The organism is Endobacterium panacihumi (assembly GCF_050847465.1).
GTDB lineage: Bacteria > Pseudomonadota > Alphaproteobacteria > Rhizobiales > Rhizobiaceae > Neorhizobium > Neorhizobium panacihumi.
Genome location: NZ_JBOZRA010000001.1, coordinates 941,347 through 966,076, shown reverse-complemented (window position 1 = coordinate 966,076; position 24,730 = coordinate 941,347). Strand labels below are relative to the sequence as shown.

Here is a 24,730-nt window from a genome sequence, read left to right as displayed (position 1 = left end):
TGCCCGCTTGCTCCGCGACCATGTTCCACAATGGGCGGATTTGCCCTGTGAACGGCTTGCCTCCTCCGGCACGGACAATGCGCTTTATCGGCTCGGCGATGATCTGCTTCTGCGACTTCCGCGCCGCCGTGAATCCATTGCTGCCACAACCAAGGAACTCGAATGGCTGCCGCATATGCAGGGCCTGCCACTTGCCGTGCCAAATCTGCGCTACCGCGGCACAGTCGATCTCGGCCAACCGGTCGACTTCGGCATTTTCGATTGGCTGGAAGGGGATCTCGCGACACCGGACAAGCTTTCCGACCCGTTTAAGGCTGCCGACGATCTTGCCGCCTTTCTTCAGGCGCTGCACGCAAAGGATACGACCGGCACTCCACGCTCCGGCCCTGCCAACCACCGCCGAGGCGTCGCTCTCGATGAGCTTTCCGCAATCACCTTGCCGGCCATCGATATTCTCGCTGACGAGATCGATCGCGAAGCGGCATGCGCACTCTGGAAACGCGCCTGCGCGCTTCCCTTGCCGGCAAAATCCGTCTGGCTGCATGGCGATCTGAAAGCCGACAACCTGCTTGCACGCCATGGTCGCCTTCACGCCGTGCTCGATTGGGGGCTGGCAGCGGTGGGCGATCCGGCTGCTGATTACGCCACCGCATGGGTCTTTATCGATCCCGCCGCCCGCGCGCATTTCCGCAAGGCTCTCGGCTTATCGGAGGAAGACTGGCTGCGGGCGAAAGGCTGGGCACTTTATGGCGCCGTGATCGCACTCAGCTATTATCGCGGCGGCCGCAATGAGGTCTTGTGTCGGCAATGCCGGCTGACCTTGAGCAGGCTGGAATTGCTAAGCTCTCCGGCGTCATCCCGGCCTTGAGCCGGAAAGACCCTTCCGCCGCGCAGACGCGCGGCTGCTGGATCCCGGCACAAGGCCGGGATGACGACGAGTATATCTCCACTCGTCATTACGCGAAAAGGAGGGCTTTTACCCTCCTTCATCACTTATCGCAGGACTGAAACCACGTCGGCTCCGCCTGCCTCTTAGTTCCAACGAAGCGGCTTATGCCGCTTCATCCTTCGCAGCGCCCTGCGGCACATAGTTCAGCACCGGCCCGAGCCAGCGCTCGACCTCTTCCACCGCCATGCCCTTACGGGCCGCATAATCCTGCACCTGATCGCGTTCCACCTTGGCAACGCCAAAATAGTAGCTTTCCGGGTGGCCGATATAGAGGCCGGAGACGGACGAACCCGGCCACATGGCGTAGCTCTCGGTCAGAACTACACCGGTTGCTTCCGTTGCATCGAGCAGGCGGAACAACGTGTCTTTTTCCGTGTGGTCGGGCTGGGCCGGATAACCCGGTGCCGGGCGGATACCGGCATATTCCTCGTGGATCAGCTCGTCATTGCCAAAAGTCTCGTCCGGCGCATAACCCCAGAATTCCTTGCGGACGCGCTGGTGCATGTGTTCGGCAAAGGCTTCGGCAAAACGGTCGGCCAGCGCCTTGACGAGGATCGACGAATAATCGTCGTTCGCCCGCTCAAACCGCTCGGCGATCGCCACCTCTTCGATACCGGCAGTCACGACGAAACCGCCGACATAGTCCTGCTTGCCGCTATCAACCGGCGCGACGAAATCCGACAGCGCCACATTCGGGCGACCATCGCGTTTCGACAACTGCTGACGCAGTGTGAAGAAGGTCGCGGCCTCTTCGGTGCGGCTTTCGTCGGTATAAACGCGGATATCGTCGCCCACCGTATTGGCCGGCCAGAAGCCGATGACGGCACGCGGACGGAACCAGTTTTCCGCGATGATCTTCTTCAACATCGCCTGTGCGTCGGTCCACAGCTGACGGGCCGCCTCGCCCTGCTTCTCGTCTTCGAGAATGGCCGGGTAACGCCCCTTCAGTTCCCAGGTCTGGAAAAACGGCGTCCAGTCGATGTATTTCGCCAGTTCCTCGAGATCGTAGCCTTCGAAGATCTTGGTGCCGAAGAACTGCGGCTTGACCGGGCTGTAGGCATCCCAATCCACCTTCTGGGCATTGGCGCGGGCACGCGCCAGCGGCAGGCGGATCTTGTCGGCTTCCGAGCGCGCATGCGCCGCCGCCACCTTGGCATATTCGGCGCGGATATCGGCCACGTAGCTTTCCCGGCCGTCTTCCGCCAGAAGGTTCGAGACAACGCCGACCGCGCGCGACGCGTCGGTGACATAGACCGTCTGGCCCTTGTCATAACCCGGATGGATTTTCACCGCCGTATGGACACGGCTGGTGGTCGCGCCACCGATCAGCAGCGGGATGTCAAAACCCTGCCGCTGCATTTCGGCCGCCACATGCACCATCTCGTCCAGAGACGGGGTGATCAGGCCGGACAGACCGATGACATCGACCTTTTCGGCGATCGCCGTCTCCAGGATTTTTGTCGCCGGCACCATCACGCCGAGATCGATGATCTCATAATTGTTGCAGGCCAGCACGACGCCGACGATGTTCTTGCCGATATCGTGGACATCGCCCTTCACGGTCGCCATCAAAATCTTGCCGGCCGCCTTGCGCTCGTCGCCGCCGTTGAGGCGCTTTTCCTCTTCCATGTAAGGCAGAAGAACGGCCACAGCCTGTTTCATCACGCGCGCGGATTTCACCACCTGCGGCAGGAACATTTTGCCGGAACCGAACAGGTCACCGACCACGTTCATGCCGGCCATCAGCGGGCCTTCGATGACATGCAGCGGACGTTCGGCCTGAAGGCGAGCCTCTTCCGTGTCGGCCTCGATATATTCGGTAATGCCGTTCACCAGCGCATGCGAGATACGCTCTTCAACCGAGCGCTCGCGCCAGGACAGATCCTGCACCTTCGCCTCACGGCCCGGACCACCGCGAAAGCGCTCGGCAACTTCCAGCAGGCGCTCGGTGCCATCGGCCCGACGGTTCAGCACCACGTCTTCGCAAGCCTCTCGCAGTTCCGGGTCGATCTGGTCGTATACTGCCAGCTGGCCCGCATTGACGATGCCCATGTCCATGCCCGCCTGAATGGCGTGGTAGAGGAATACGGCATGCATCGCCTCGCGCACCGGCTCATTGCCGCGGAACGAGAAGGACAGATTGGAAACGCCGCCGGAAATATGCACGAGCGGCATTTTTTCGCGGATCGTGCGGGTCGCCTCGATAAAGTCGACGCCGTAATTGTTGTGTTCCTCGATGCCGGTGGCAACCGCAAACACATTTGGGTCGAAAATGATGTCTTCCGGCGGGAAACCGGCCTGTTCGGTCAGGATCTTGTAGGCGCGTGAGCAGATCTCGACCTTGCGCTCATAGGTGTCGGCCTGCCCCGTCTCATCGAAAGCCATGACGACGACGGCGGCGCCATAGGAGCGCACCAGCTTTGCCTGACGAACAAAGTTCTCTTCGCCTTCCTTCAGCGAGATCGAGTTGACGATCGACTTGCCCTGCACGCATTTCAGACCGGCCTCGATGATCTCGAATTTCGAGCTATCGATCATGATCGGCACGCGGGCGATATCCGGCTCGGCGGCGATCAGGTTCAGGAACTCGACCATCGCCTTTTCTGAATCGATCAGGCCTTCGTCCATGTTGATGTCGATGACCTGCGCGCCGTTCTCCACCTGGTCGCGGGCGACGGCGAGTGCGGCGGTATAATCACCCGCCGTGATGAGCTTGCGGAATTTCGCCGAGCCGGTGACATTGGTGCGCTCGCCGACATTGACGAACGGAATGTCCTTGGTGAGCGTGAAGGGTTCGAGACCCGACAGCGACATGAACGGCTTGTGTTCCGGGATCGGGCGCGGCTTGTGTTTTGCGACGGCTTCGGCGATGGCGCGAATATGGTCCGGCGTCGAACCGCAGCAGCCGCCGACGATGTTGACTAGACCTTCGCGGGCAAACCCCTCGACCTGTGCGGCCATGATTTCCGGCGTTTCGTCATACTGACCGAACTCGTTCGGCAGGCCGGCATTCGGATAGGCGCAGATGAACGTATCGGCAACGGCCGACAGTTCCTGCAGGTGCGGGCGCATGGCGTCAGCGCCGAGTGCGCAGTTGAGGCCGATTGTAAACGGGTTGGAATGGCTGACCGAATCCCAGAACGCGGTCGGCGTCTGGCCGGACAGCGTGCGGCCGGAAAGGTCGGTGATCGTGCCGGAAATCATCACCGGCAGCGTGATGCCCTTGGCCTCAAAACGCTCCTTGCAGGCGAAAATGGCCGCCTTGGCATTCAGCGTGTCAAAAATGGTTTCGATCAGGATGATATCGGCGCCACCGTCGATCAGGCCGTCGATCTGCTCGCCATAAGCGATACGCAGTTCATCGAACGAAACGGCACGGTAACCGGGATTGTTGACGTCAGGCGAAATCGAAGCGGTGCGGTTGGTCGGGCCGATGGCACCGGCCACGAAACGACGCTTGCCATCCTCGCGTTCGGCACGCTGGCAGGCGCGGCGCACGATTTCCGCGCCTTCCTTGTTGAGGTCGTAGACCGCGCTTTCCATCTCGTAATCGGCCTGCGCGATGCGGGTCGAGGAAAAGGTGTTGGTTTCGAGAATGTCGGCGCCCGCCATCGCATAGCGATAATGGATGTCCTCAATCGCCTGTGGCTGGGTGAGGATCAGAAGGTCGTTATTGCCCTGCTGGTGGCAGGCGCAACCGATGAAACGATGGCCGCGGAACTGGTCTTCATCAAAGCCGAGCCCCTGGATCTGCGTGCCCATGGCACCGTCAAGCACGAGGATGCGTTCGCTCGCTGCCTTGCGCAGCGCCTCGAACACTTCGTTGCCGTCGCGGACAGCCCCTTCGGGACCAAAAACATTGTCGAACACGGCGCACTCCCTTGACGTCATGGATTTCAGCCACCCAGATCACATAAAGATATCTTTATGTCAATATATGACGTATGTTATATCTGCCCGTCGCCATCAATTCTCCAGCGCGGACCGATGACAGACTCATGCCTGCCCTATATAGGCATTCGGCAGATTGTTGTGTACGAAATTGGAGGATTATCATGGCATTGGCAGATCGCGACCTCGTCAACTGGACGAGCCGCCCTTATCATCGCGACTGGCTGACCGCACAGGCCAACGGGCTTTTCGGCTTCTTCCAGCACAATTCCATCAATCCCAAGGGCGGCTTTTTCGATCTCGACGATTTCGGTCAGCCGCTAGACGCCAAGGGCCAGATCCGCAGCATCCACATCGCCGCCCGTGCCGTTCACTGCTTTGCCATCGGCACGCTGCTCGGCCGCCCCGGCGCCTCTGATGTCGTTGATCACGGCATGGATTATCTCTGGAACCATCATCGCGATCAAAAGAACGGCGGCTATTTCTGGTCGCTTGACGACAACGGCCCGGTCGATGCCAACAAGCAGGGTTACGGCCACGCATTTGTTCTGCTCGCCGCCTCCTCTGCCAAACTTGTCGGCCATCCGCTGGCCGACCAGATGCTGGCCGACATCACGGACGTGATCAACACGCGATTCTGGGACGAGGAACACGGCGCCATCCGTGAAGAATTCACGCCCGACTGGCAGCCGCTCGATGGCGGCAATTACCGCGGCCAGAATTCCAACATGCACCTCACCGAAGCGCTGATGGCCGCGTTCGAGGCGACGGGCGATGCCGAATATCTTCGCAAGGCCGAGCACATTTCCGACCTGGTCATCCGCCGCGCCGCAGGCTCGGTAAACTGGCGCGTCGCCGAACATTTCGACACCAGCTGGAATATCGACAAGGCCTATTACCACGAGAACGAAATGTTCCGCCCAGCCGGCACCACACCCGGCCACTGGCTGGAATGGGCCCGCCTCATCCTCCAGCTCTGGGTGCTTGGCGACAAAAAGCATGACTGGATGCCGGACGCCGCCAAAAATCTGTTCGAACAGTCGATGGCACTCGGCTGGGACAAGGACAAGGGCGGCTTTTTCTATACGCTCGACTGGAACGACAAGCCGGAAAAGCGCAACAAGCTGTGGTGGACAGCCTGCGAAGGCGCCGGTGCCGCGCACTTCCTCAACGAGCACCTGCCCTCGGATTTCCATGAGCAAAGCTATCGCACGATCTGGAACACGATCGAACGTCGCTTCATCGATCACACAAACGGAGGCTGGCACGAGGAACTGACCGAGGATCTTGTTCCCTCACACGACCTCTTCCCCGGCAAGGGCGACATCTACCACGCCCTGCAGGCCTGCCTGATCCCGCTCTACCCAGCCACCGGCAGCGTGACACGCGGTATTCTGGAAGCCGGCAAGCGCTGACCTGACAAGACTTGGTTCCCGCGCTTCACGTTGCGGGAACCACCACCGCTTCCACGTGTTCTCCATCAACCGAAATGGAGAAGCCGTTATGCTGCAGGCACTTGCCGAAGAGTTTTCGCATGAAAGCCCGGTGCCCTTTCTGATCCTCATCACCCGCATGTTTGGCGCCATGCTTCTCTGCGGCCTGATCGGCCTTGAGCGGCGCATCAACAAGAACATGGCCGGCTTGCGCACCAACATGCTGATCGGCCTGTCCGTCACCATCTTCACACTGGTGACGCTCCACATCACCAACAATCTCGCGCCGACAAACGATGCCATGCGCATGGACCCGATCCGCCTGATCGAGGCCGTGACCGGCGGCATCGCCTTTTTGGCGGCAGGTGTGGTCGTGTTTACAAGAGGCTCGGTTCAGGGCCTCACGACCGGCGCCAGCATGTGGCTTTCGGGCGCGATCGGGCTCAGCGTCGGTTTAGGTCTATGGCTCATCGCCGCCATCGCGACGTTTGCCGGCATCATCGTGCTCTGGCTGGTGCGCCATAGCGAGGTGGCACTGGGGATCAAGGATGATGTCCGGGACGACTGAAGCCCTCATGACAGAGGCAAACAAAAAAGGCGTCCGCCGCTGCCGGCAGACGCCTTAAAATCTCAAGGATCGTAACAGATCAGATCGGGGCGACCCGGCATTCGGAAATCCTGCGCGCAGAACCATAATCGCGCTTGAACGAGGCGCCGGAAAAATCCTTGCGGGCAAACTCTACCAGTTCCTTTTCGGTCAACTGCAGCACACCATCGGCAAATGTGCCGGTGGCCAAGATGTCGTCCGTGACAGGTTCAGTGATGGCAGGCTTGCTAAAGAACATGATGGCTTCTCCCGTGTGCCTTTTGAAACGCGCAACACGCGTTTCGGTTCCTCACTTTCCCCCAGTGAAGGTTAATAAATTAACCATTAAATTTAACGGAACGATGTCAGAAACGACATCTGACGAAAATGTTAGATCGTGTGCTTAACAAGACCTGCAAGACGGCGGATTTCGTCTGCTACCTGACGCAAAATCTGCGCCGCTAATGCGTCCGGCAGGCTTGCCGATTCCCGCCGCAACATCTCGAGATCGGAAACGATTCCGGTCGGCAGCGATACGGCGCCCTTGCCCAGATCCAGCAATTCGCGCTGTGTTTCGATGGCAGCGGCAGCCCGCGCGACAAGTATCGTGCGCTGATGCCGCTTCACCTCGCCGATCGAACCGGCTGCCAGCGTCAACTCCGCCACAAGGGCGTTGGCGGCGGTCACGCGATAATTCTGGTTGGCGCTTTCCATGGAACTCCGGCAGGACAGATTCGGCTGTTGACCACCTTGTTACCCTGCCCTTGCCTGACCGAAGCTTGCGCCTGTGTTTATCCGGCCGCCCCCAGAACCGGCCAAAAGCTGTCGCGCACCACCAGTTCGGGGATCACACGCTCCTGAAACGGCGGCGCATCGGGATTGTCGATCCGCCGCTGCAACAGTTCCACGGCGCGGTCAGCCATCACGATCGGATCCTGCCGGAACGTGGTCAGCCTGAAACTCAGCCATGCCGCTTCCGGCACGTCGTCGAAACCGATGACGGCGACATCCTCCGGCACGCGCAGGCCGCGTTCCTTGCGCAGATGATCGATCACCCCGAAGGCGATCAGGTCGTTCGTACAGAAAACAGCGTCAGGATGATCTTCGCCGGAAAACAGTTTTCGGGCAGCCGAAAGCCCCGTCATATAGTCCGATTCCTGGCCGCCCTCGGCGACCGAGGTGCGACAGCCCACCTTTTCAGCCGCTGCCACGAAAGCCGTCTCGCGCTCGCGAATGGCCGGCGTGCCGGAAGAGGATGTGGCCACCGCCAGATATTGTCGCCCTGCTCCGGCAAAGGCTTCCGCCGCTTGGGTCGATGCCTCGGCATTGCCCGCATGGACATGATCGGCATCGGCTTCCGAGCGGCCGATCATCACCAGCGGCTGACCATTGCGCTGCGCTTCCTCGAAAAACGCTGCCGGCGGCGAACCGGAAAGCACGATCGTGGCCTCCGCCCGATGACCGATCAGCATTTTCTGCGCGGCCAGAAGCTCTGCTTCCGTCTGCCCGGTATTGATGAGAATGGGAATGCTGCCGCGCCGGATCAGTGCCTTGGCGAGGGCTGCCGTCAGATGCGCGCGAAACCCAAGCTCCGGCTTCATCGCCACGATGCCAACCAGCCGGCTCTGATTGTTGAGCACGCCGCGCGCCAGATCGTTGACGTGGTAGCCAAGCTCTTTCGCCGCCGCCAGCACTTTTTCGCGGGTGGCAGGGGCAACGCTTGCCCCCTTCGTGAAGGTGCGCGACACGGCCGAGCGCGAAACCCCCGCCAGTTCCGCCACCTGCTGCGCGCTGACGAAGCGCATGCGTCCATTGTTTTTGGCGTCTTCGGTCATGGCAACCTCATTGTCCGACGCGCGACAGCACGTCGGCTTTCAAAAAGCGCTCCACCACAGCCATGAACACCAGCGAGGGCACGAGAAGCAGAAGGGCAGTGATGGAAGCGATCTGGTAATTGCCGCCGGAAGCGGTCGTGTAGAGAAGCAGCGGCAGCATGTTGACGTCGGGCGCGCCGACAAAATAGCTGCCGGTAAACTCGTCCAGGCTCTCGAGGAAGACGAAGATCGCACTCGCCATCAGGCCGGGAGCGGCCAGCGGCAAGGTCACGTCGCGAAAGGTGCGCATCGCGCCGGCACCGATATTGCGGGCCGCCTGCTCCAGTTCCACGTCGATGGCCGAAAAGGCGGCGGTGGCAATCCAGACGGCATAAACGAGGCCGTGCGAGACATGCACCAGCACGACGCCGGGAATGGTGCCGTTGAGGCCAATCTCGTAAAAGATGCGGGCGATGTTGACGTAGACCGTCAGGTTCGGAAAGGCCTGCGGGATGAGGAAGGCGAGCAGGATGACGCCTCTCAGCGGCAGTTTCAGCCGCGCCAGCGCATAACCGGCGGGAATGGCAAGGGCCAGCGACACGACCACGGTCAGCAATGCCACGACCAGCGAATTGCCGAGCGATTCCAGCGCACCGCCGCGCGGCGCAAACACCTTTGCCCAGGAACTGAACCCGTATTCGAGTGGGAAGGCGTGCGGAAAGTACCATTTTTCCGTCACGGTCCACAAAAGCATGTTGAACAACGGGCCAAAAATGAAGAAGGCCATCAGCCCGAAGATGATGCCGCGCGGCACCCACCAGAGGGCGGAGAGATTATTGCGCAGGGCGGTCATGCGCGCTCCTTCAGGCTGATACGCAGGTAGAACCAGGCGACCGACGAGGCGAGCACCAACGAGATCAGGCCGAGCGCGTTGGCGACGCCATAATCGCCATAGGCGTTGACGCGGAAAGCGATGTCGGCGGTCAGCATGGTGGGAGACTGGGCATTGATCATCATCGGCACCGACAGAACCGACATCATGGTGACGAAGGAGAGGATCAACCCGACAGTCAGTGTCACCGCCACCTGCGGCACGATGATTTCGAAGAGAACGCGCAGTTTCGACGCACCGAGATTGCGGGCAGCCTCGATTGTATCGCGGTTGACAGATGCCATGGCGCCCGCCACCAGCAGCGCCACGAACGGCGTCTGTTTCCACACGAAGGCGAAGACGATGCCGCGCCAGTCGAGAAAGCTCATCGTTTCCATCGGCGTCATCAGCCCAAGGCTGACGGCCGTGTTGTTCATCATGCCGTTCTTGGCGAGGAAGGTGCGCATCAACTGCCCGACGACGATGAAGGGAATGAACATCGGCCAGCGGTAGAGGAAGCGCAGGATGGAGACGGCAAGCGGATGATTGCCGAGCGTCAGGTATCCGCCGATGGCGATCGAGGCGAGGCCGATCAGCACGGTCGACAGCGACACGATGACCACCGTGAAGATGATGTCCTTCGTGTAGAGATCGAAGGTTTTGGCAAAGTTGCCCCAGCCGTAAGAACCGTCCACCTGAAACGCGCCGACGGCCGACATGATCAGCGGCAGGATGAACAGGAGCGCGATGACTGCCAGTGCGGGCAGGACGAGGAGGAGACCGAGGAGACGTCTGGACATGGGTTTGCTCGCTGGAGCCTTGTTAGGCCTATTGCATATGGAGCTTGCCCCTCATCCGCCTGCCGGCACCTTCTCCCCGCCAGCGGGGAGAAGGGCCAATGACGCACCCGCTTGGCACAATCACCCAAAAGATGACGACCGGAGAGCGAGGCAAGTCCCCTCTCCCCGCGTGCGGGGAGAGGGTTAGGGTGAGGGGCTAAGCCGCAGCAGTAACGACCGTTACTTCACCGACTTCTCGTAAGCCTCGAGGATCGCCGAGTTGTACGGAGCGATCGGGAAAGGCTTGCCCTTTTCGGCAAGATCAGCCGGGGAGATGTCGACGAACAGCTTGTTCCAGGTGGCGTCGTCGAGTTCGGCCTTGACCTTGTCGGCGTCGATGCCCGGATACCAGTTGAAGCGCTTGACGATGCCTTCCGCCTGCACCTTCGGGCTGGTGGCGAGCGCCACGAACTTTTCGGCCAGTTCCTTCTGGGCAGTCTTTTCAGGGATGACGTAATGCATCGGCTGGCCCGGCATGCCCGGAGCCGGCAGAACCAGCTTCATGGTCGGCGGCAGCTGGCCGCTCGCCTGCCAAGAATAGAACATGTCGACCCAGACCGGACCCATGGCGATTTCGCCGCGCGACAGGAGGTCGAGCGTGCCGGCATTGCCGGGCGTCAGCGTCGCATTGGTGGTGAAGTCGGCAAGGCTCTTGAAAGCGCCGTCCCACTTCTTGGTATCATCGGCGTTGAACGGGCCGTTCATCAGCGTGTTGGCGTCGCTATCGCCAAAAGCATAAACCCAGCCCATGACGAAGGATACGCCGGAAGCGCCGCCCTTGATGCCGTTATAACCGAACTGCTTGGGATGCGCCTTCGCCCATTCCGCCAGATCCTTGTAGGATTTCGGCGGGTTGGACACGAGGTCCGGATTATAGGCGAGCGCCGTCTGGCTGTTGAACATCGGCATGACGTAACCATCGACATTGGTGCCGAGCGCCATCTTGGCGTTATCGCGGGTCACCAGCGAACCGGTTTCGATGTCACCGCGATATTTTGCCAAATAGTTCTTGGTCACCATCGGGCCGACGAACTTTTCGTGGACGACGGCAACGTCGACATCCCACTTTTCCGACTTGGCAGCCGCCTGCGCATCAAAACGCTCGAGCAGTTTTTGCGAACCGGCATCGCCGGGACCGGTGCCGACGGCGCGAACCGTGTTGCCCGGATATGTCTTTTCGAACAACGGGCCGAGATACTGGTTGATGTAATCGACCATGTTCTGGTCGCCGGCGGTGGCAACCGTCAGTTCGGCAGCCTTTACCGGAAAGGCAGCGAGCGTGACGGCGATGGCAGCGTAGGAAAATCTCTTCATGGGTCTCTCCAGAGATTGAAGTCGGATCAGAGAAAAGTCAGGCTGGAATTTTCACCGCCTCCGGCGACAGGCCGGGGCGGGAAACAGGTTCGCCCGAAGGCGTATTGAACAGGAACAGCGTTTCGGCCGGCACGAACACGGCAACCGGCTGTCCGGGATCAAAAGCACGATCGGCATCGGCCATGATTTCGCGCTCGCCGATTTTGACGGCATGGCGCCAATGGCCGCCGGGATAAGAAACGGCGACAACCTCGCCGAAGAAACGCGCGCCGGGTTCCGCTACGGATGCATCGAGATCGGCGATCCTTGCCGCCTCGGGTCGGAAGCGTGCCTCGACCGGGCCGGTATCGAGCGCACGTCCGGCAACAGGCACCAAACCGCCCTCGCCCGCGGCGCCCGGCTGCAGAACAAAATTGTCGCCCTCACGAACGCCATTGAGATGCAACAGGTTTTCAGCCCCCATGAAGGCGGCGACGAAGGAAGATGCCGGGCGGTTGTAAACCTCTTCCGGCGATCCCTGCTGGGCAATGCGGCCACCATCGAGAATGACGATACGGTCGGCCATCACCATCGCCTCTTCGCGATCGTGGGTGACGTGAACCGCGGTGATGCCGAGGCGTTTTTGCAAGGCGCGCAGCTCATGGCGAACGCTCAGGCGGATACGTGCATCGAGGTTCGAAAGAGGCTCATCGAGCAACAGAATTTCCGGATCGATGGCAAGCGCCCGGCCAAGCGCCACGCGCTGACGCTGGCCACCCGAAAGGTTTGCAGGCTTGCGACCTTCCAGACCGGCAAGACCGAGCATGGAAGCCATGTCCGACACACGCCGCGATATCTCCTCGCGCGCGATGCCGCGCAGCTTGAGGCCGTAACCGATATTTTGAGCCACCGTCATATGCGGCCATAGCGCGTAGGACTGAAACACCAGCGCCATGCCGCGCTTGTCCGGCTGATGGCGGGTGATGTCGCGACCATTGACAGCAACCTCACCGTCGGACGGTTCGATGAAACCGGCGATGACGCGCAAAAGCGTGGTCTTGCCGCAGCCGGACGATCCTAGCAGCGCCACGAACTCACCCTTACCGATCGACAGATCGATGTCCTTCAGGACCCGCGTCTGGCCATAACGGCTGGCCACGCCACGCAGTTGAAGAAAACCGCCACCACTCATATTCGCCCCCGCTTGCACAGGCGTGCAATCAATCTGAAAGCTTCTTTAGAGCGCGATTTTTACAGGCGGATGACACTGGCTCGGGATAGCGGTCGGGATATTGAGAACGGTGCGACTGGCGGGCGGCGGCGGCCCCGACAATTCGGCGTGATGTCAGCTTTTCCGGCTTATCCAACTGATGCAGATGCGCAACACCGCTCCTACATACCCCTTAAGAAACCGGGGGAGCGGGAACCGCGATCGGGCGATCGTCGTTTTTCGCTTACCATCAAGGAGTTTTCGCATGCGCATTGTATTCGTGATCATGGTCGCATCGGTGCTTGGCATTCTCGGCCTGAAATATGCCGACAACACGCTCGGCAACGATATCGTCGCAACACCGGAGCAGATGGCCGGCGTCGACAACTAGCGCTCAACAAACTCAAAGACATGAAAAAGGCCGCAGCGGTTTTCCCGCGCGGCCTTTCTGTTTAGTGGCATTTCACTATCAACCTTCGTCATCCTCGGCCTCGTGCCGATGCTCTAACCACGCATCCCGAACGACAACACAGCAGATGCTCGGGACACCCTCGGGTTTAACCCGAGGGCGAGCATGACAGCAGAGAGGTTTGTGGCCGGTCTTTTCGGATACAGCCGCTGAACACTATCCGATCGACATCAGGCTGGCATTGCCGCCGGCCGCGGCCGTGTTGGTGGAGATCGACACTTCCTCCAGCAGCCAGTTGAGGCAATAGGCCTCCGGATCGGCAATGAGAGCTTCAGTGGTTGCCGACTGCACCAGAACCAGCGGCCCCGGCATTTCGGCAATCGCCGTGTTCACCGTTTTCAGCCGCTCGCCATCGCCTTCCACCAGAGCACCTGCATAAGGTCCCTGCCCGGCCCAATCCTTCGCCCAGGTGATGCGTGCGGAAACCGAGGTCGGCAGTCCAGCCAGCACATCCTTGAGACCGCTTTCCTCGTCGATGGCAACCGTATTGCCGGTCGCAAGCGCCGCACCGAGTTGCCAGAACAGGCCGCCCTTGGTCTGCGGCAGAAGCAGAATGCGTCCACGCGGATGCAGGCCATAAATATTGCGCTCGCCCACCGGACCCGGCATTTCCTGCGTAAGACCCAACGCAGACGTGCTCGCCAGCGTGCGCACCACTTCCGCCGCATCGCTTTCGCCGCTCTCATCGAGGAACCGGGCAAAATCCGCCGTCGTTTCGTCACGATGCACGGAGCTCAATTGCGGCGGTTCCGGCTGTACGCCGACGAGACGGCCGAGATAGAGCGGCCCGCCCGCCTTCGGCCCGGTGCCCGACAACCCGCGTCCGCCAAACGGCTGAACGCCGACAACGGCACCGATAACGTTGCGGTTGACGTAAAGATTGCCGGCCTTCACGCGGCTCGTCACATGCGCAATGGTTTCGTCGAGGCGTGTGTGCAGGCCAAAGGTCAGGCCGTAACCGGTGCCATTGATCTGGTCGATCAGCTTGTCGAGATCAGCGCGGCGATACCGAATGACATGCAGGACCGGGCCAAAAACCTCGCGTTTCAGATCGGCCAGCGACGGCAGCTCGATGATCGTCGGCGCGACGAACGTGCCGGCCTTGGTGACATCACCGAGCGTGATCTGCTCCACCTTGTGGCCAAGCTTGCGCATCGCCTCGATATGGCCTTCGATATTGCCCTTGGCTTCCGCCGTGATGACCGGACCGATATCGGCAGATAGTTTATCGGTGCGACCGATATTCAGCTCGTGCAGCGCGCCCTTCAGCATGGCGAGAATACGGTCGGCAACGTCTTCCTGAAGGCAGAGCACACGCAGAGCCGAGCAACGCTGGCCGGCGCTGTCGAAAGCGGATGCGATGACATCGGCCACCACCTGTTCGGCCAGGGCCGAGGAATCGACGATCATGGCGTTCTGGCCACCCGTCTCGGCGATCAGCGGGATCGGGCGGCCGGAGGCGGATACACGATCGGCCAGCTGTTTTTGGATCAGCCGCGCCACTTCCGTCGAGCCAGTGAACATCACACCGGCCACGTCGGGCGAACCGACAAGCGCCGCACCAATCTTTCCGTCGCCTGGCAGGAACTGCAGCGCTTCAATCGGAATACCTGCCTCGCGCAAAATACGCACGCCCTCGGCGGCAATCAGCGGTGTTTCTTCGGCAGGCTTGGCCAGAACCGGATTACCGGCAACGAGGGCGGCCGCCACCTGTCCCGTAAAAATCGCCAGCGGAAAATTCCATGGGCTGATGCAGACGATCGGCCCGAGCGGCGTATGGGAAGGGCCCAGCGTGCGGCGGGTCTGCTGTGCGTAATAGCGCAGGAAATCGATGGCTTCCCGCACTTCGGCAATGGCGTTCGGCATGGATTTGCCCGCCTCGCGCATGACGAGACCGAGCAGGCCCGGCATTTCCGCCTGCATCAGGTCTGCGGCACGTTCCAGGCATTCGGCACGCTCGACGGGTGAAACGGCAGCCCAGCTTGCGGCGGAAGCGTTCGCGCGGGCAACGGCATTGCGTGCCTCTTCTTCGGTGGCTTCCGTTACGCTGCCGACGGTATCGCGATGGTCACCCGGATTGCGCACCGGCTGCGGCGAGCCGGACGCTTCTGCGCCGATCAACTGCGGCACGGCGCGCCATTCCATCGCCGCACCCTGCTTCACGGCAGCGGACACGGAGGCCAGCACATCCTCGTTGGAGAGGTCGATACCGGCAGAGTTTTTGCGAGCGGCACCAAAAAGGTCTTCCGGCAGCGCGATACGGTCATGCCCGGCTCCCGGCTCCACCATGGCCTTCACGATCTCGACCGGATCGGCAATCAGTTCATCCACCGACACCAGCGGGTCGCCGATACGGTTGACGAAGGAGGAATTGGCACCGTTTTCCAGCAGGCGGCGAACGAGATAGGCGAGCAGCGTCTCATGCGTGCCGACAGGCGCGTAGATACGGGCCGGACGACCGAGGTTCTTCGCCCCGACCACTTCTTCGTAAAGCGGTTCGCCCATGCCATGCAGGCATTGGAACTCGTATTTGCCGACCTGAAAATCGGACCCTGCCAGATGATAGATCGTCGCCAATGACTGGGCATTGTGGGTAGCGAACTGCGGAAATACGTAATCCGTCGCCGCCAGCAGCTTTTTGGCGCAGGCGATATAGGAAACGTCCGTATGCACCTTGCGGGTATATACCGGAAAACCGTTCAAGCCATCGAGCTGCGCCCGCTTGATCTCGGCATCCCAATAGGCGCCCTTGACCAGACGCACCATGATCCGGTGTTTCGAGCGGCGGGCGAGATCGATGATGAAATCGAGCACGAAGGGGCAGCGCTTGCCATAGGCCTGCACCACGAAACCGATTCCGTCCCAATCGGCCAGATCCGCATCGAGGCAGAGCCCTTCCAGCAGGTCCAGCGAGAGTTCAAGCCGATCGGCTTCCTCGGCATCGATATTGAGGCCGATATTGTAGGACTTTGCGATCGCCGCCAGTGCCTTCACCTTCGGCAGCAGTTCACCCATCACCCGGGCAGCCTGGGCGCGAACATATCGCGGATGCAGCGCCGAAAGCTTGATCGAGATGCCCGGCCCTTCATAGATGCCGCGCCCGGCCGAAGCCTTGCCGATCGCATGGATGGCATTTTCGTAATCGCGGTAATATCGCTCGGCATCGGCCGCCGTGGTCGCGGCTTCCCCGAGCATGTCGTAGGAATAGGCAAAGCCCTTCTCTTCCATTGCCTTGGAGCGTTTTAGCGCCTCGGCAATCGTCTCGCCGGTCACAAACTGCTCGCCCATCATGCGCATCGCCATATCGACGCCACGGCGGATCACCGGTTCGCCGCAGCGGGCGATCAGACGGGTGAGTGCTGCGGAAAGCGAGCGGTCGTTGACGGTGGCGGTCAGCTTGCCGGTGACGACAAGGCCCCAAGTGGCGGCATTGACGAACAGAGAACGCCCGCCGCCCACATGCGACTTCCAGTCGCCATCGGAAATCTTGTCGCGGATCAGTGCGTCACGTGTCGCGGTATCCGGGATACGCAGCAGCGCTTCCGCCAGACACATCAGCGCCACGCCTTCCTGGCTCGACAGCGAATATTCCTGCACCAGCCCCTCGACGCCGGAACCGCGATGTTTGGCGCGAAGCGAGGTGATCAGTTTGCGCGCAGTGTTTTTTGCCTTGGCGCTCATCTCGTCCGAAAGGGTCGCGGCTTCCAGAAGCGGCGCCAGGCATTCCGGCTCCGGTCGGCGATAGGCGGCGGTAATGGCGGCACGCAGCGGCGTCTTTTCACTGACGGCAGGCGCAAAGTCCTCGAAAACCGGCTGGAACGGCAGGTCCATCTGCGTCGTCGAAATCGGGGCTGGGTCTGCCTTCTGTTCCACTCTGTCTGCCATTGCGATGTCCTCATCTGGGCTGCGGCATCACGTGTGCCGCTTTCCTGCTGAATATCATCTTCTCAAATCATCATGCGGACTTGAATACGGTCAGTTTCTGGTGTTTTTCTCTTTTATCAGGCCACTTGAAAGTCAAAACACATGGCAAAAGCCACAATCACTGGTGAACTCGACGCATTCGACCGCAAAATTGTCGATGCGCTCGCCGATGACGGCCGCATGTCGATCACCGATCTCTCCGAAAAGGTCGGTCTTTCCAAGACACCCTGCCAGATTCGCCTCAAGCGCCTTGTCGACGACGGTTATATCACGGGTTTTCGCGCGACGCTTAACCCCCAAAAGTTCGGGCTCGATCACATTGCCTTCACCGAGGTCAAATTGTCCGATACCCGCGAAAAGGCGCTGGACGAATTCAACACGGCGGTGAAGAAGCTGCGCGAGGTGGAAGAGTGCCACATGATCGCCGGCTCCTTCGATTACCTGCTCAAGGTCCGTACCGCCGATATCCGCCGCTATCGCATCGTGCTCGGAGAGAAGATCTCCGCCCTGCCCCATGTCGCCAGCACCTCGACATTCGTGGTCATGCAGTCGGTCAAGGACAAGGGTTTTTGACCCTATAAAAAGGCCGCCATCGCGCAGGATGACGGCCCATACATGTTACATCACGTCTCGCATCGTCACAGGATCGCGTTGCCGGCCATCAGCGCCAGAACGAGGAAAACCAGGAAGATGACGAGGAAGATGTAGAACAGGATCTTTGCGATACCTGCCGCAGCTGCGGAGACGCCGGAAAAGCCGAGGAAACCTGCAACCAGCGAGATGACGAGGAAGATGAGAGCCCATTTCAGCATGGATTTCGTCCTTAGTGATCAATGGCATGATAACGATCAGGCGGCCCTCGGGGTTCCATCGCATCGCGGGCAGTTGAAGAAAGATACGCGCGAACCGGCTTGCCGCAATCATGCCAAGGGCGATAGCGCTGCGGTTTCCCAACCTGATGCACAATTCCGCTCGATAAGTTCGCTTTCCGTTCGCGGCCAGCACATGTCGCCGCGCGCGCCGATGGCCTGTTTCATAATTCGTAAACCGCGAGATCGCGCCAGACTTGATCACCAACGCGCAAGAAAACATAATGCATCCCTAATATAAAGAGGAACGACTCCGATCGAACACCCCCCAGCAGCTATCGCGAAACCTCCGCTGACCCCGCCGGATATATCGCTTGTCGAGCGCGCCTTCCTGCGGTCGATCACAACTTTGGGCTTGACGACGCACGATGCCGAAGCGGTTCGTCTGGCGGGTGTGGCAATTCATCTTTTCCAGACCGGAATGCATGACGAAAAACTCTTGCGCCGGGCGATCATCAGCGCCGGCACTCCTTCGCCAGAGCAATAACCATACGGGATCTGAGCGAAGACCTCTTTTCATGAAACCCGATGGGCGCTTTCTCTCCGAGATCGGGTTGAATCGGGATATGAACTCCGTCTGAGAAAAGATATCAACACGTCTAAAACGTGCGATAAACATCCTCGCGCAACCTTCAAATATTAGCAATACTGAACACGCGAATCTGTCAGTTACGGCGGGATAGGTGCCAAATACTCATGACACTCCGTCTGTTTGGTTGCCCAACGTTGCGCTGATCCGCAAAAGACGAGCCGTTGCGCCATTCTTGATCGGCATGATGCAGTGGAACTGGAAGGGGTTTGCCCATCGGGCAAAAACATAAAGCAGCAGGCACATTTCCCATTGCCGGCTGAAATGATCCGCGCATGAAGCGCGTGATGGAGGGTGAATGTTCGGATGGCTTTGGGGAAGGCCAACGGCTCTTGTATTGCTTGGATGTTGGACTTTGACTTCATGCACGACCCAGCCCGTGTCACAGGATGCGAGCAAGGGCGGTAAACTGACCACGGGCTCCGTTCAACGCGGCTCCCTTTCACCTTTACAGCAGAAGGACGCGGCACTGGCGGCCGATGGGCGATCGCAAGCTGCGCGACCGGCTGCAGGTGCGGTATCGGACAATGTCTCGTCGCCGCTTTCCGTCAAAAAAGGATCGCTGGAGGAAGCGGTGCTGCGTGCGATTGCCTGGCACCCGTCAATCTCGGCATCGGCCGGGCGTGTTTATCAGAGCGCGCAGGAAATCGAAGTCGCCAAGGCCGGCTATTATCCGAAGATCCAGGGCGGATTGAATTCCGGTTACGGCAATGGCTCCGATGGCGGTTTCCGGCCACGCGCCACCTTACAGGTGTCGCAGATGGTGTATGATTTCGGTAAGGTCTCCAATTCGGTCGAAGCGCAAAAGGCCGGCGAAGCCGTAAGCCGTGCGGAAATGCTGGAGAGCATCGACACCGTCGTGCGCGAGACAACCTATGCCGTGATCGAGGTGCAACGATACCGCGCCACGCTTGCCGTTGCGAAAGAACAACTCGCCGGCGTGAACAAGATCGCAGAGCTCGTGACGCAACGCACCGACAAGGGCGCCAGCACCAAGTCGGACAAGGTGCAGGCGGAAGCCCGCGTGCAGGCAGCGCAGTCGCAGGTCATTGAGATCTCGGCCAGCCTCAGCCGCTGGGAAAGCACGTTGTCGGCACTCGCAGGACTTGGTGGCCGCATGGCTCTCACCTCGGGTCGCGCGCCAACGCTCGCGAAGGCCTGCGAGGTAGTGGAACCGGACTGGCAGGAGGTGCCCACATTGCTGCAGGCCGAGGCGAGCAAACGTGAGGCCGCCGCAAAACTGGCGCTCAGCCAGTCGGAAATCTTTCCCACTCTGCAATTGCAGGCTGACGGCAGTTATGATGTCGCCGGCTCTTCCAGCTATTCTCGCGTCGACAATCCCGATTTCACCATCGGGCTCAATCTTGTCGGGAATCTGTACGAGGGCGGCGCGAGCGCTGCCCGCCGCGATGCCGCCGGTTACGCATTAAAAGCGGCAGAGGCCGCCAGCCAGGCTGCGCGTTTCGAAACCGGCCGCAGCCTCAACGAGGCACGCGGTCAGGTGGCGGGCCTGAAACAGCTTCTGGTTTCACTCGCATCCCGCAACGACATGATGATCGAGACCCGCGACCTCTACCGTGAGCAATATGTGCAGCTCGGCACCCGCACCCTGCTCGACCTTCTCAATGCCGAACAGGAACTGCATGCTGCCCGCTTTGATGCCGTCCGGACCGAGCATGATCTCAGGCGGCTGGATGCCGATTGCCTGTTCAGTTCCGGCCTGGCGCGCAAGGCGTTTCGGCTGAATGGAACCGTGGTTCGCGGCGTAAATCTTTGAGGGCAGATCGTGCGCCGTCTGGCCGTTTGAAATCCTGAAAATGCTGCGAGGCGTTATGCGATCGGTATCGCGGCCCCTCGCAGCCAATCCACCAGTTCATGCATGCCCGTGCTGTGCGATCCCTTGAACAGCACCAGATCGCCATCGCGCAGATCTTTCAGGAGCGGCGCCTTCAACGCTTCGATCGCTTCGGCCCGCCCACCCTGCTGGTCCGCGGGTAGCGCAGACCAGAGGCGATCATACAGTGTACCCACGAGATAAATGCGGTCGAGCGGAGCCAACAGCGGCGCAAGGCCGGTATGATAAGCCTCGCTGTTTGCTCCAAGCTCCGCCATTTCCGAAAGGACCGCAATCCGTCGGCCGTTGGCAGCACTGCCGGCGAGCCGTTCCAGGCCGGCACGCATTGATCCCGGATTGGCGTTATAGGCGTCGTCGATCACATCGACACGCCGTCCATCCAGCGACACCGCAAAACCCTGACCACGGCCCGGCAACGGCTGGAACCCGGCCAGCCGGTCAATCGCCGGTTCCACCGGATAACCGAGCGCCATCACGGCCGCCAGCACGCCAAGCGCATTTTCCGCCATGTGCCTGCCCTCCGCGGCGAGCCGGAAAACGACCCGCTCCTTGCCGATCCGCGCCGTCACCTGCCGTTCCGACGGTGCATAGTCCAGCATCTGCACATCGCAGTCCTCTGACACGCCGTAATGCACGACCGTCAGGCGCCGCCTTCGCGCTTCGGCAAATACCGTCGCCCATTCCAGCATGTCACGATTGATAACGGCCATGCCGCCTTCGGGCACGCCGGAAAAGATCGCGGCCTTGGTGCGGGCGATATCGGTGAGCGTCTTGCCCTCGGCCAGATGTGCCGGCTGGATATTCGTCACCATGGCAACATGCGGGCGCGCCAGCCGCGAACTTGTGCCCATTTTTCCGATCGCCAGTTCCAGAACGACATGCGCAGCTTCCGGCGGCATGGAAGCAAGGTTCCAGGCCACACCATGCGGCAGGTTGGCATTGTGATCGGTCACGCCGGTATCGCCATAGGCAGAAAGCGCATCTGCCAGCATGGCGACGGTGGTCGTCTTGCCGGCACTGCCGGTCACCGCCAGCACCTTGGCCGCCATCCGGTCGCGGGCATAGTCGCCAAGCGCCAGAACGGCCACCCCGGTATCGTCGACATCGAGAACCGGGACATCCTTGCCATTCTCCATCTCGAACCGCTCGGACGATCTGCTCGTGATGATCGCCGCCGGGCGGATCGACATGCGCGCCAGCGCCACCGGCGTCATTCCCTTCGTGTCGCCCTCGAAGCGCAGGACAGCCATATATCCATCACGCATCGCCGGTGCATGCGTGCACAATCCTTTCGCCACCCAACCCGCCGGCGGTTGTTGCCGCCAGCGTCCGCCCGTCGCTTGCGCCACCGCTTCCGCCGTCCAAAGGCGTGGCCCCGATGGCATCGGTCCTCGTCCATGCGAAGCGACCAGATCATGGAACGCCTTTTTCCCGGCCAGTTGCCGCAGATAGGCGATGTAACCGGACAGGTAATGCTCCACATCATCGATGCGGACGCGAAAGGCCTGATGGCGGATGAAGAACGAGCCGGCGATGCGGGCGGGATTGCGGAAAAACATCGCCATTTCCGGCCAGAAGAAACCGTTGAGCAAATGCCGCGCGCGTGCCTCCAATGCCCTTTCGAATTTCTGCAGATCAATCGTTGAAAACAGGGGATGCAGGTCCGGCATGGCGCGCATGCGCACCAGCATATCGCGCGCCGCCATCATCATTTCCAGCAGTGTCGGAAAGGTGGTGATGCGGTCGGTGACGAAATCGAGATAGTCGGCGACATTCTGCAACCCGAAGCGAAAGTACCGCTCCTGCGGCCGGTATCGCGTCAATTCATTGACGCAATACCCGAGCCAATGATCGTGATGTCGCCAGTGTTCTTCCCGGATGAAATAGTCAAAGGCCCGCTCGACGACAGCGAGCCAGCGCGGATCGCGCGTGAGCCCGTAAAGCCGCATCAGCCCAAAAGCTGCCTCGCCGTCATAATAGATCGTGCGGAATGCCTGCTTGACCGAAAGGTCCGGAAAACCGAGGACATGGACGAAACCACCGGAAGCCGCATCCTGCATAGTGGAGATGCCGACCGCGAGCTTTTCCATCAACGCCACGTGTCGCCGCTCGCCGGTCACCTCGCAATGCTTGACCAGCGCCAGAATGGCGACCGCATTGCCGCCAAGCTTGATCTCACCGCCGGTATCGACAAGGAAGGCTGCCATTCGCCCATCCTCGAGAGCCACCTCGCGGATCAACTGCCCGGTCAGATACATGAGCGATCGTTCGATCGCCACTTTCAAGGCCGGATCGCGCGTCACCTCGAAAGCCTCGATCATGGAATAGGTCGTGCTGGCATGGCGCAGCGTGTTATAGGCGGCAATCGGCCGGTCGAAACACGGATGATAACCGTAGACGAACCGGCCATCGCCACCCACCTGACGCGCCAGGAAATCCGAACCCGAACGGATCATCATTTCGACCGTATCGGTATCGAGCGTCTCGATCACCCGCCGGCCGGTTTCCAATCCACGCCCATGCAGCGGAAAGGCGTTTTGCCCGTCGCAAAAGACGGCAGAAGTCGAAAACACGAAGACCGGCCCGTCATCTGCCGGTTGCGAAAACGTATCGCCAAATCGCTGCTGGGCATAGATCGCCAGATTGCCGGCATTGAGTTGTGCGTTCGTCACCGTATTGCCCGCATAAAGCACGGCGTTGGCGTTGAGTTCCTGTTCCAGCAAGGCATGTTTGAGGTCGGGATCGAAGGCTATCCCGTAACGGAAATAGTTGCGTTTGGTATCGCCAAGCGCAGAGTTCAGCCGCACCCAGTTGCTGGCCTCGACCGTATCAATCCAGTCGACACGCAACCAGCCAGCGGCATTGACGGCCCCCTTACCCCCACCCAGATCGGATACAGCCAGGCCCGATATACGGGCAGCACCGTCATCCCAGACGCGGTCGAAATCGCTGCCGGTGACATGCACCACGCGGGCACGGTGATGACCATCGGTATACGAGAAGAAAAGGCAAAAGCGCGGAAAAGGCTCCGCCAACGGGCGGCAGTGCGGCAACACGATGGAGCGGGTGAGAGCAAGCATTTCGGAAAGCGGCAGACTTTGCCGCTCCTCCGTCCCGCCCTTCACGGCCTCCACGATCACATCAGCCGCGCCATGATATCGGCCGCCGGTGCCGGCAGCAAACCGACCGTGGGGCGGGCGAAGAGATAGCCCTGCATCAGCGCAATTCCTATGGATTGCAACATGCGCGCCTGCGGCAGCGTCTCCACGCCTTCCGCCACGACGATGATATCGAGACGGCTGCATGCTTCTGCAAGACTTGAGATCAGAGTCTGCTGCATGTCACAGGTGTCTATGCGGCTGATCAGGCCCATGTCGAACTTCACCACGTCGGGCTTCAGTTCGAGCAGCGTCTGGATACCATTATAGCCTGCGCCGAAATCATCGAGCGCCACCATCATCCCACGTTTGCGGAACGGCACGATCAGATCGCGGATGGCGCGGATATCGGCAACCTTTTCCTTCTCGGTGAACTCAAGGATCAGTTGCCGCTCATGCAGGCCGAGACTGCGCGCTACGCGAATGGTTTCGCAAATCCCGAATTCCGGATTGAGCACGGCATCCGGCGATACATTGAGGCTGATGCGCGCATCGTTGAGACCGGTTTCGCTTACCGCCTCCAGCGCCCTCTGGCGGCACAGCGCTTCGAACAGATGACGTTTGGATTGGGGAACCTTGTCGAACACGGATGCGGCGCCCTCGCCGTCGCGTCCGCGCACCAGAGCTTCCTGTGCGAAGACGGCACCCGTCATCGTGTCGGCGACTGGCTGAAACGCCATCGCAAATCGTGGCAAACCCTTGATGATCTCGCTGGAGGCCCCTGGCCGGCGAATGCCGGTATCAGGTCGCAAAGACCTCTGCCCGAACACCGACGAAAGGTCCGTATTCAGGTGCGTAGGGACACGAAGGGATAAGTGTCGAAATCCGGCTTTATCAGGCACTACCGTTTCTCGTTCTGGGCTTCGTGCAAATACATCCGCTGCGTGAATTTCAGCGCGACGCAAACTTATGACAGCAATGGAAACACATCCATTGCGTGCAGTCCAGTCCAAAAATCGATAAGCTCATGCAAAAGTCGA

18 protein-coding genes are annotated in these 24,730 nt (G+C 60.4%); 6 read left to right on the top strand and 12 right to left on the bottom strand.

Annotated features, from left to right (window positions below):
* Nucleotides 1-7: 7 nt before the first annotated feature.
* Complete coding sequence (locus ACRQ1B_RS04785; protein WP_432292510.1) at nt 8-868, top strand: phosphotransferase; 861 nt, start codon at nt 8-10, stop codon at nt 866-868.
* Between the two features lie 183 nt (nt 869-1,051).
* Here ACRQ1B_RS04785 and metH read toward each other — a convergent pair whose 3' ends face one another.
* Nucleotides 1,052-4,819, bottom strand: a complete 3,768-nt coding sequence (gene metH / locus ACRQ1B_RS04780) for a methionine synthase (RefSeq protein ID WP_432292509.1) — start codon at nt 4,817-4,819, stop codon at nt 1,052-1,054.
* A gap of 185 nt (nt 4,820-5,004) precedes the next feature.
* Here metH and ACRQ1B_RS04775 point away from each other — a divergent pair, with 185 nt between their 5' ends.
* Nucleotides 5,005-6,255, top strand: coding sequence for an AGE family epimerase/isomerase (locus ACRQ1B_RS04775; RefSeq protein ID WP_432292508.1), 1,251 nt, complete (start codon nt 5,005-5,007; stop codon nt 6,253-6,255).
* Between the two features lie 88 nt (nt 6,256-6,343).
* On the top strand, nt 6,344-6,841 hold the full coding sequence (locus ACRQ1B_RS04770; protein WP_432292507.1) for an MgtC/SapB family protein: 498 nt from the start codon (nt 6,344-6,346) through the stop codon (nt 6,839-6,841).
* Nucleotides 6,842-6,920: 79 nt separating this feature from the next.
* On the opposite strand, the gene ACRQ1B_RS04765 is transcribed toward ACRQ1B_RS04770, so the two are convergent.
* The 7 genes from ACRQ1B_RS04765 to ACRQ1B_RS04735 all read right to left on the bottom strand — a co-directional run bounded on the left by ACRQ1B_RS04765 (nt 6,921) and on the right by ACRQ1B_RS04735 (nt 12,868).
* Entirely contained in the window at nt 6,921-7,118 is a 198-nt protein-coding gene (locus tag ACRQ1B_RS04765) for a hypothetical protein (protein WP_432292506.1), read from the bottom strand.
* 131 nt (nt 7,119-7,249) lie between these two features.
* Nucleotides 7,250-7,573 (bottom strand): hypothetical protein, encoded by a 324-nt coding sequence (locus ACRQ1B_RS04760; RefSeq protein WP_432292505.1) that lies wholly within the window; start codon nt 7,571-7,573, stop codon nt 7,250-7,252.
* 77 nt (nt 7,574-7,650) lie between these two features.
* Entirely contained in the window at nt 7,651-8,694 is a 1,044-nt protein-coding gene (locus ACRQ1B_RS04755) for a LacI family DNA-binding transcriptional regulator (RefSeq protein WP_432292504.1), read from the bottom strand.
* A 7-nt stretch (nt 8,695-8,701) separates the two neighbouring features.
* Nucleotides 8,702-9,526, bottom strand: coding sequence for an ABC transporter permease (locus ACRQ1B_RS04750; protein ID WP_432292503.1), 825 nt, complete (start codon nt 9,524-9,526; stop codon nt 8,702-8,704).
* The gene (locus ACRQ1B_RS04745; RefSeq protein WP_432292502.1) at nt 9,523-10,344 is read right to left on the bottom strand and encodes an ABC transporter permease; all 822 of its coding nucleotides are present in this window, start codon (nt 10,342-10,344) and stop codon (nt 9,523-9,525) included. Before ACRQ1B_RS04745 ends, ACRQ1B_RS04750 begins: the two co-directional genes overlap by 4 nt.
* A 219-nt stretch (nt 10,345-10,563) precedes the next feature.
* Nucleotides 10,564-11,697 (bottom strand): ABC transporter substrate-binding protein, encoded by a 1,134-nt coding sequence (locus ACRQ1B_RS04740; protein WP_432292501.1) that lies wholly within the window; start codon nt 11,695-11,697, stop codon nt 10,564-10,566.
* 37 nt (nt 11,698-11,734) lie between these two features.
* Nucleotides 11,735-12,868, bottom strand: coding sequence for an ABC transporter ATP-binding protein (locus ACRQ1B_RS04735; protein WP_432292500.1), 1,134 nt, complete (start codon nt 12,866-12,868; stop codon nt 11,735-11,737).
* 283 nt (nt 12,869-13,151) lie between these two features.
* Between ACRQ1B_RS04735 and ACRQ1B_RS04730 the strand changes: the two genes are divergently transcribed.
* The gene (locus ACRQ1B_RS04730) at nt 13,152-13,277 is read left to right on the top strand and encodes a hypothetical protein (protein WP_306833088.1); all 126 of its coding nucleotides are present in this window, start codon (nt 13,152-13,154) and stop codon (nt 13,275-13,277) included.
* 234 nt (nt 13,278-13,511) lie between these two features.
* Here ACRQ1B_RS04730 and putA read toward each other — a convergent pair whose 3' ends face one another.
* Nucleotides 13,512-17,186 (bottom strand): trifunctional transcriptional regulator/proline dehydrogenase/L-glutamate gamma-semialdehyde dehydrogenase, encoded by a 3,675-nt coding sequence (putA, locus tag ACRQ1B_RS04725; RefSeq protein WP_432293812.1) that lies wholly within the window; start codon nt 17,184-17,186, stop codon nt 13,512-13,514.
* A gap of 195 nt (nt 17,187-17,381) precedes the next feature.
* Between putA and ACRQ1B_RS04720 the strand changes: the two genes are divergently transcribed.
* The gene (locus tag ACRQ1B_RS04720) at nt 17,382-17,852 is read left to right on the top strand and encodes an Lrp/AsnC family transcriptional regulator (protein ID WP_432292499.1); all 471 of its coding nucleotides are present in this window, start codon (nt 17,382-17,384) and stop codon (nt 17,850-17,852) included.
* Nucleotides 17,853-17,917: 65 nt separating this feature from the next.
* Here the strand turns inward: ACRQ1B_RS04720 and ACRQ1B_RS04715 are convergent, their stop codons facing one another.
* Nucleotides 17,918-18,091, bottom strand: a complete 174-nt coding sequence (locus ACRQ1B_RS04715) for a DUF1328 domain-containing protein (protein ID WP_432292498.1) — start codon at nt 18,089-18,091, stop codon at nt 17,918-17,920.
* A 1,025-nt stretch (nt 18,092-19,116) separates the two neighbouring features.
* Here ACRQ1B_RS04715 and ACRQ1B_RS04710 point away from each other — a divergent pair.
* Nucleotides 19,117-20,514, top strand: coding sequence for a TolC family outer membrane protein (locus ACRQ1B_RS04710; protein WP_432292497.1), 1,398 nt, complete (start codon nt 19,117-19,119; stop codon nt 20,512-20,514).
* A 53-nt stretch (nt 20,515-20,567) separates the two neighbouring features.
* Here the strand turns inward: ACRQ1B_RS04710 and ACRQ1B_RS04705 are convergent, their stop codons facing one another.
* Both ACRQ1B_RS04705 and ACRQ1B_RS04700 read right to left on the bottom strand, forming a co-directional pair.
* Nucleotides 20,568-23,732 (bottom strand): UDP-N-acetylmuramoyl-tripeptide--D-alanyl-D-alanine ligase, encoded by a 3,165-nt coding sequence (locus ACRQ1B_RS04705; RefSeq protein ID WP_432292496.1) that lies wholly within the window; start codon nt 23,730-23,732, stop codon nt 20,568-20,570.
* A complete protein-coding gene (locus tag ACRQ1B_RS04700) occupies nt 23,729-24,430 on the bottom strand; it encodes an EAL domain-containing protein (RefSeq protein WP_432292495.1) in 702 nt (233 codons plus the stop codon). The genes ACRQ1B_RS04705 and ACRQ1B_RS04700 overlap by 4 nt, the downstream gene beginning before the upstream one ends.
* Between the last annotated feature and the right edge of the window lie 300 nt (nt 24,431-24,730).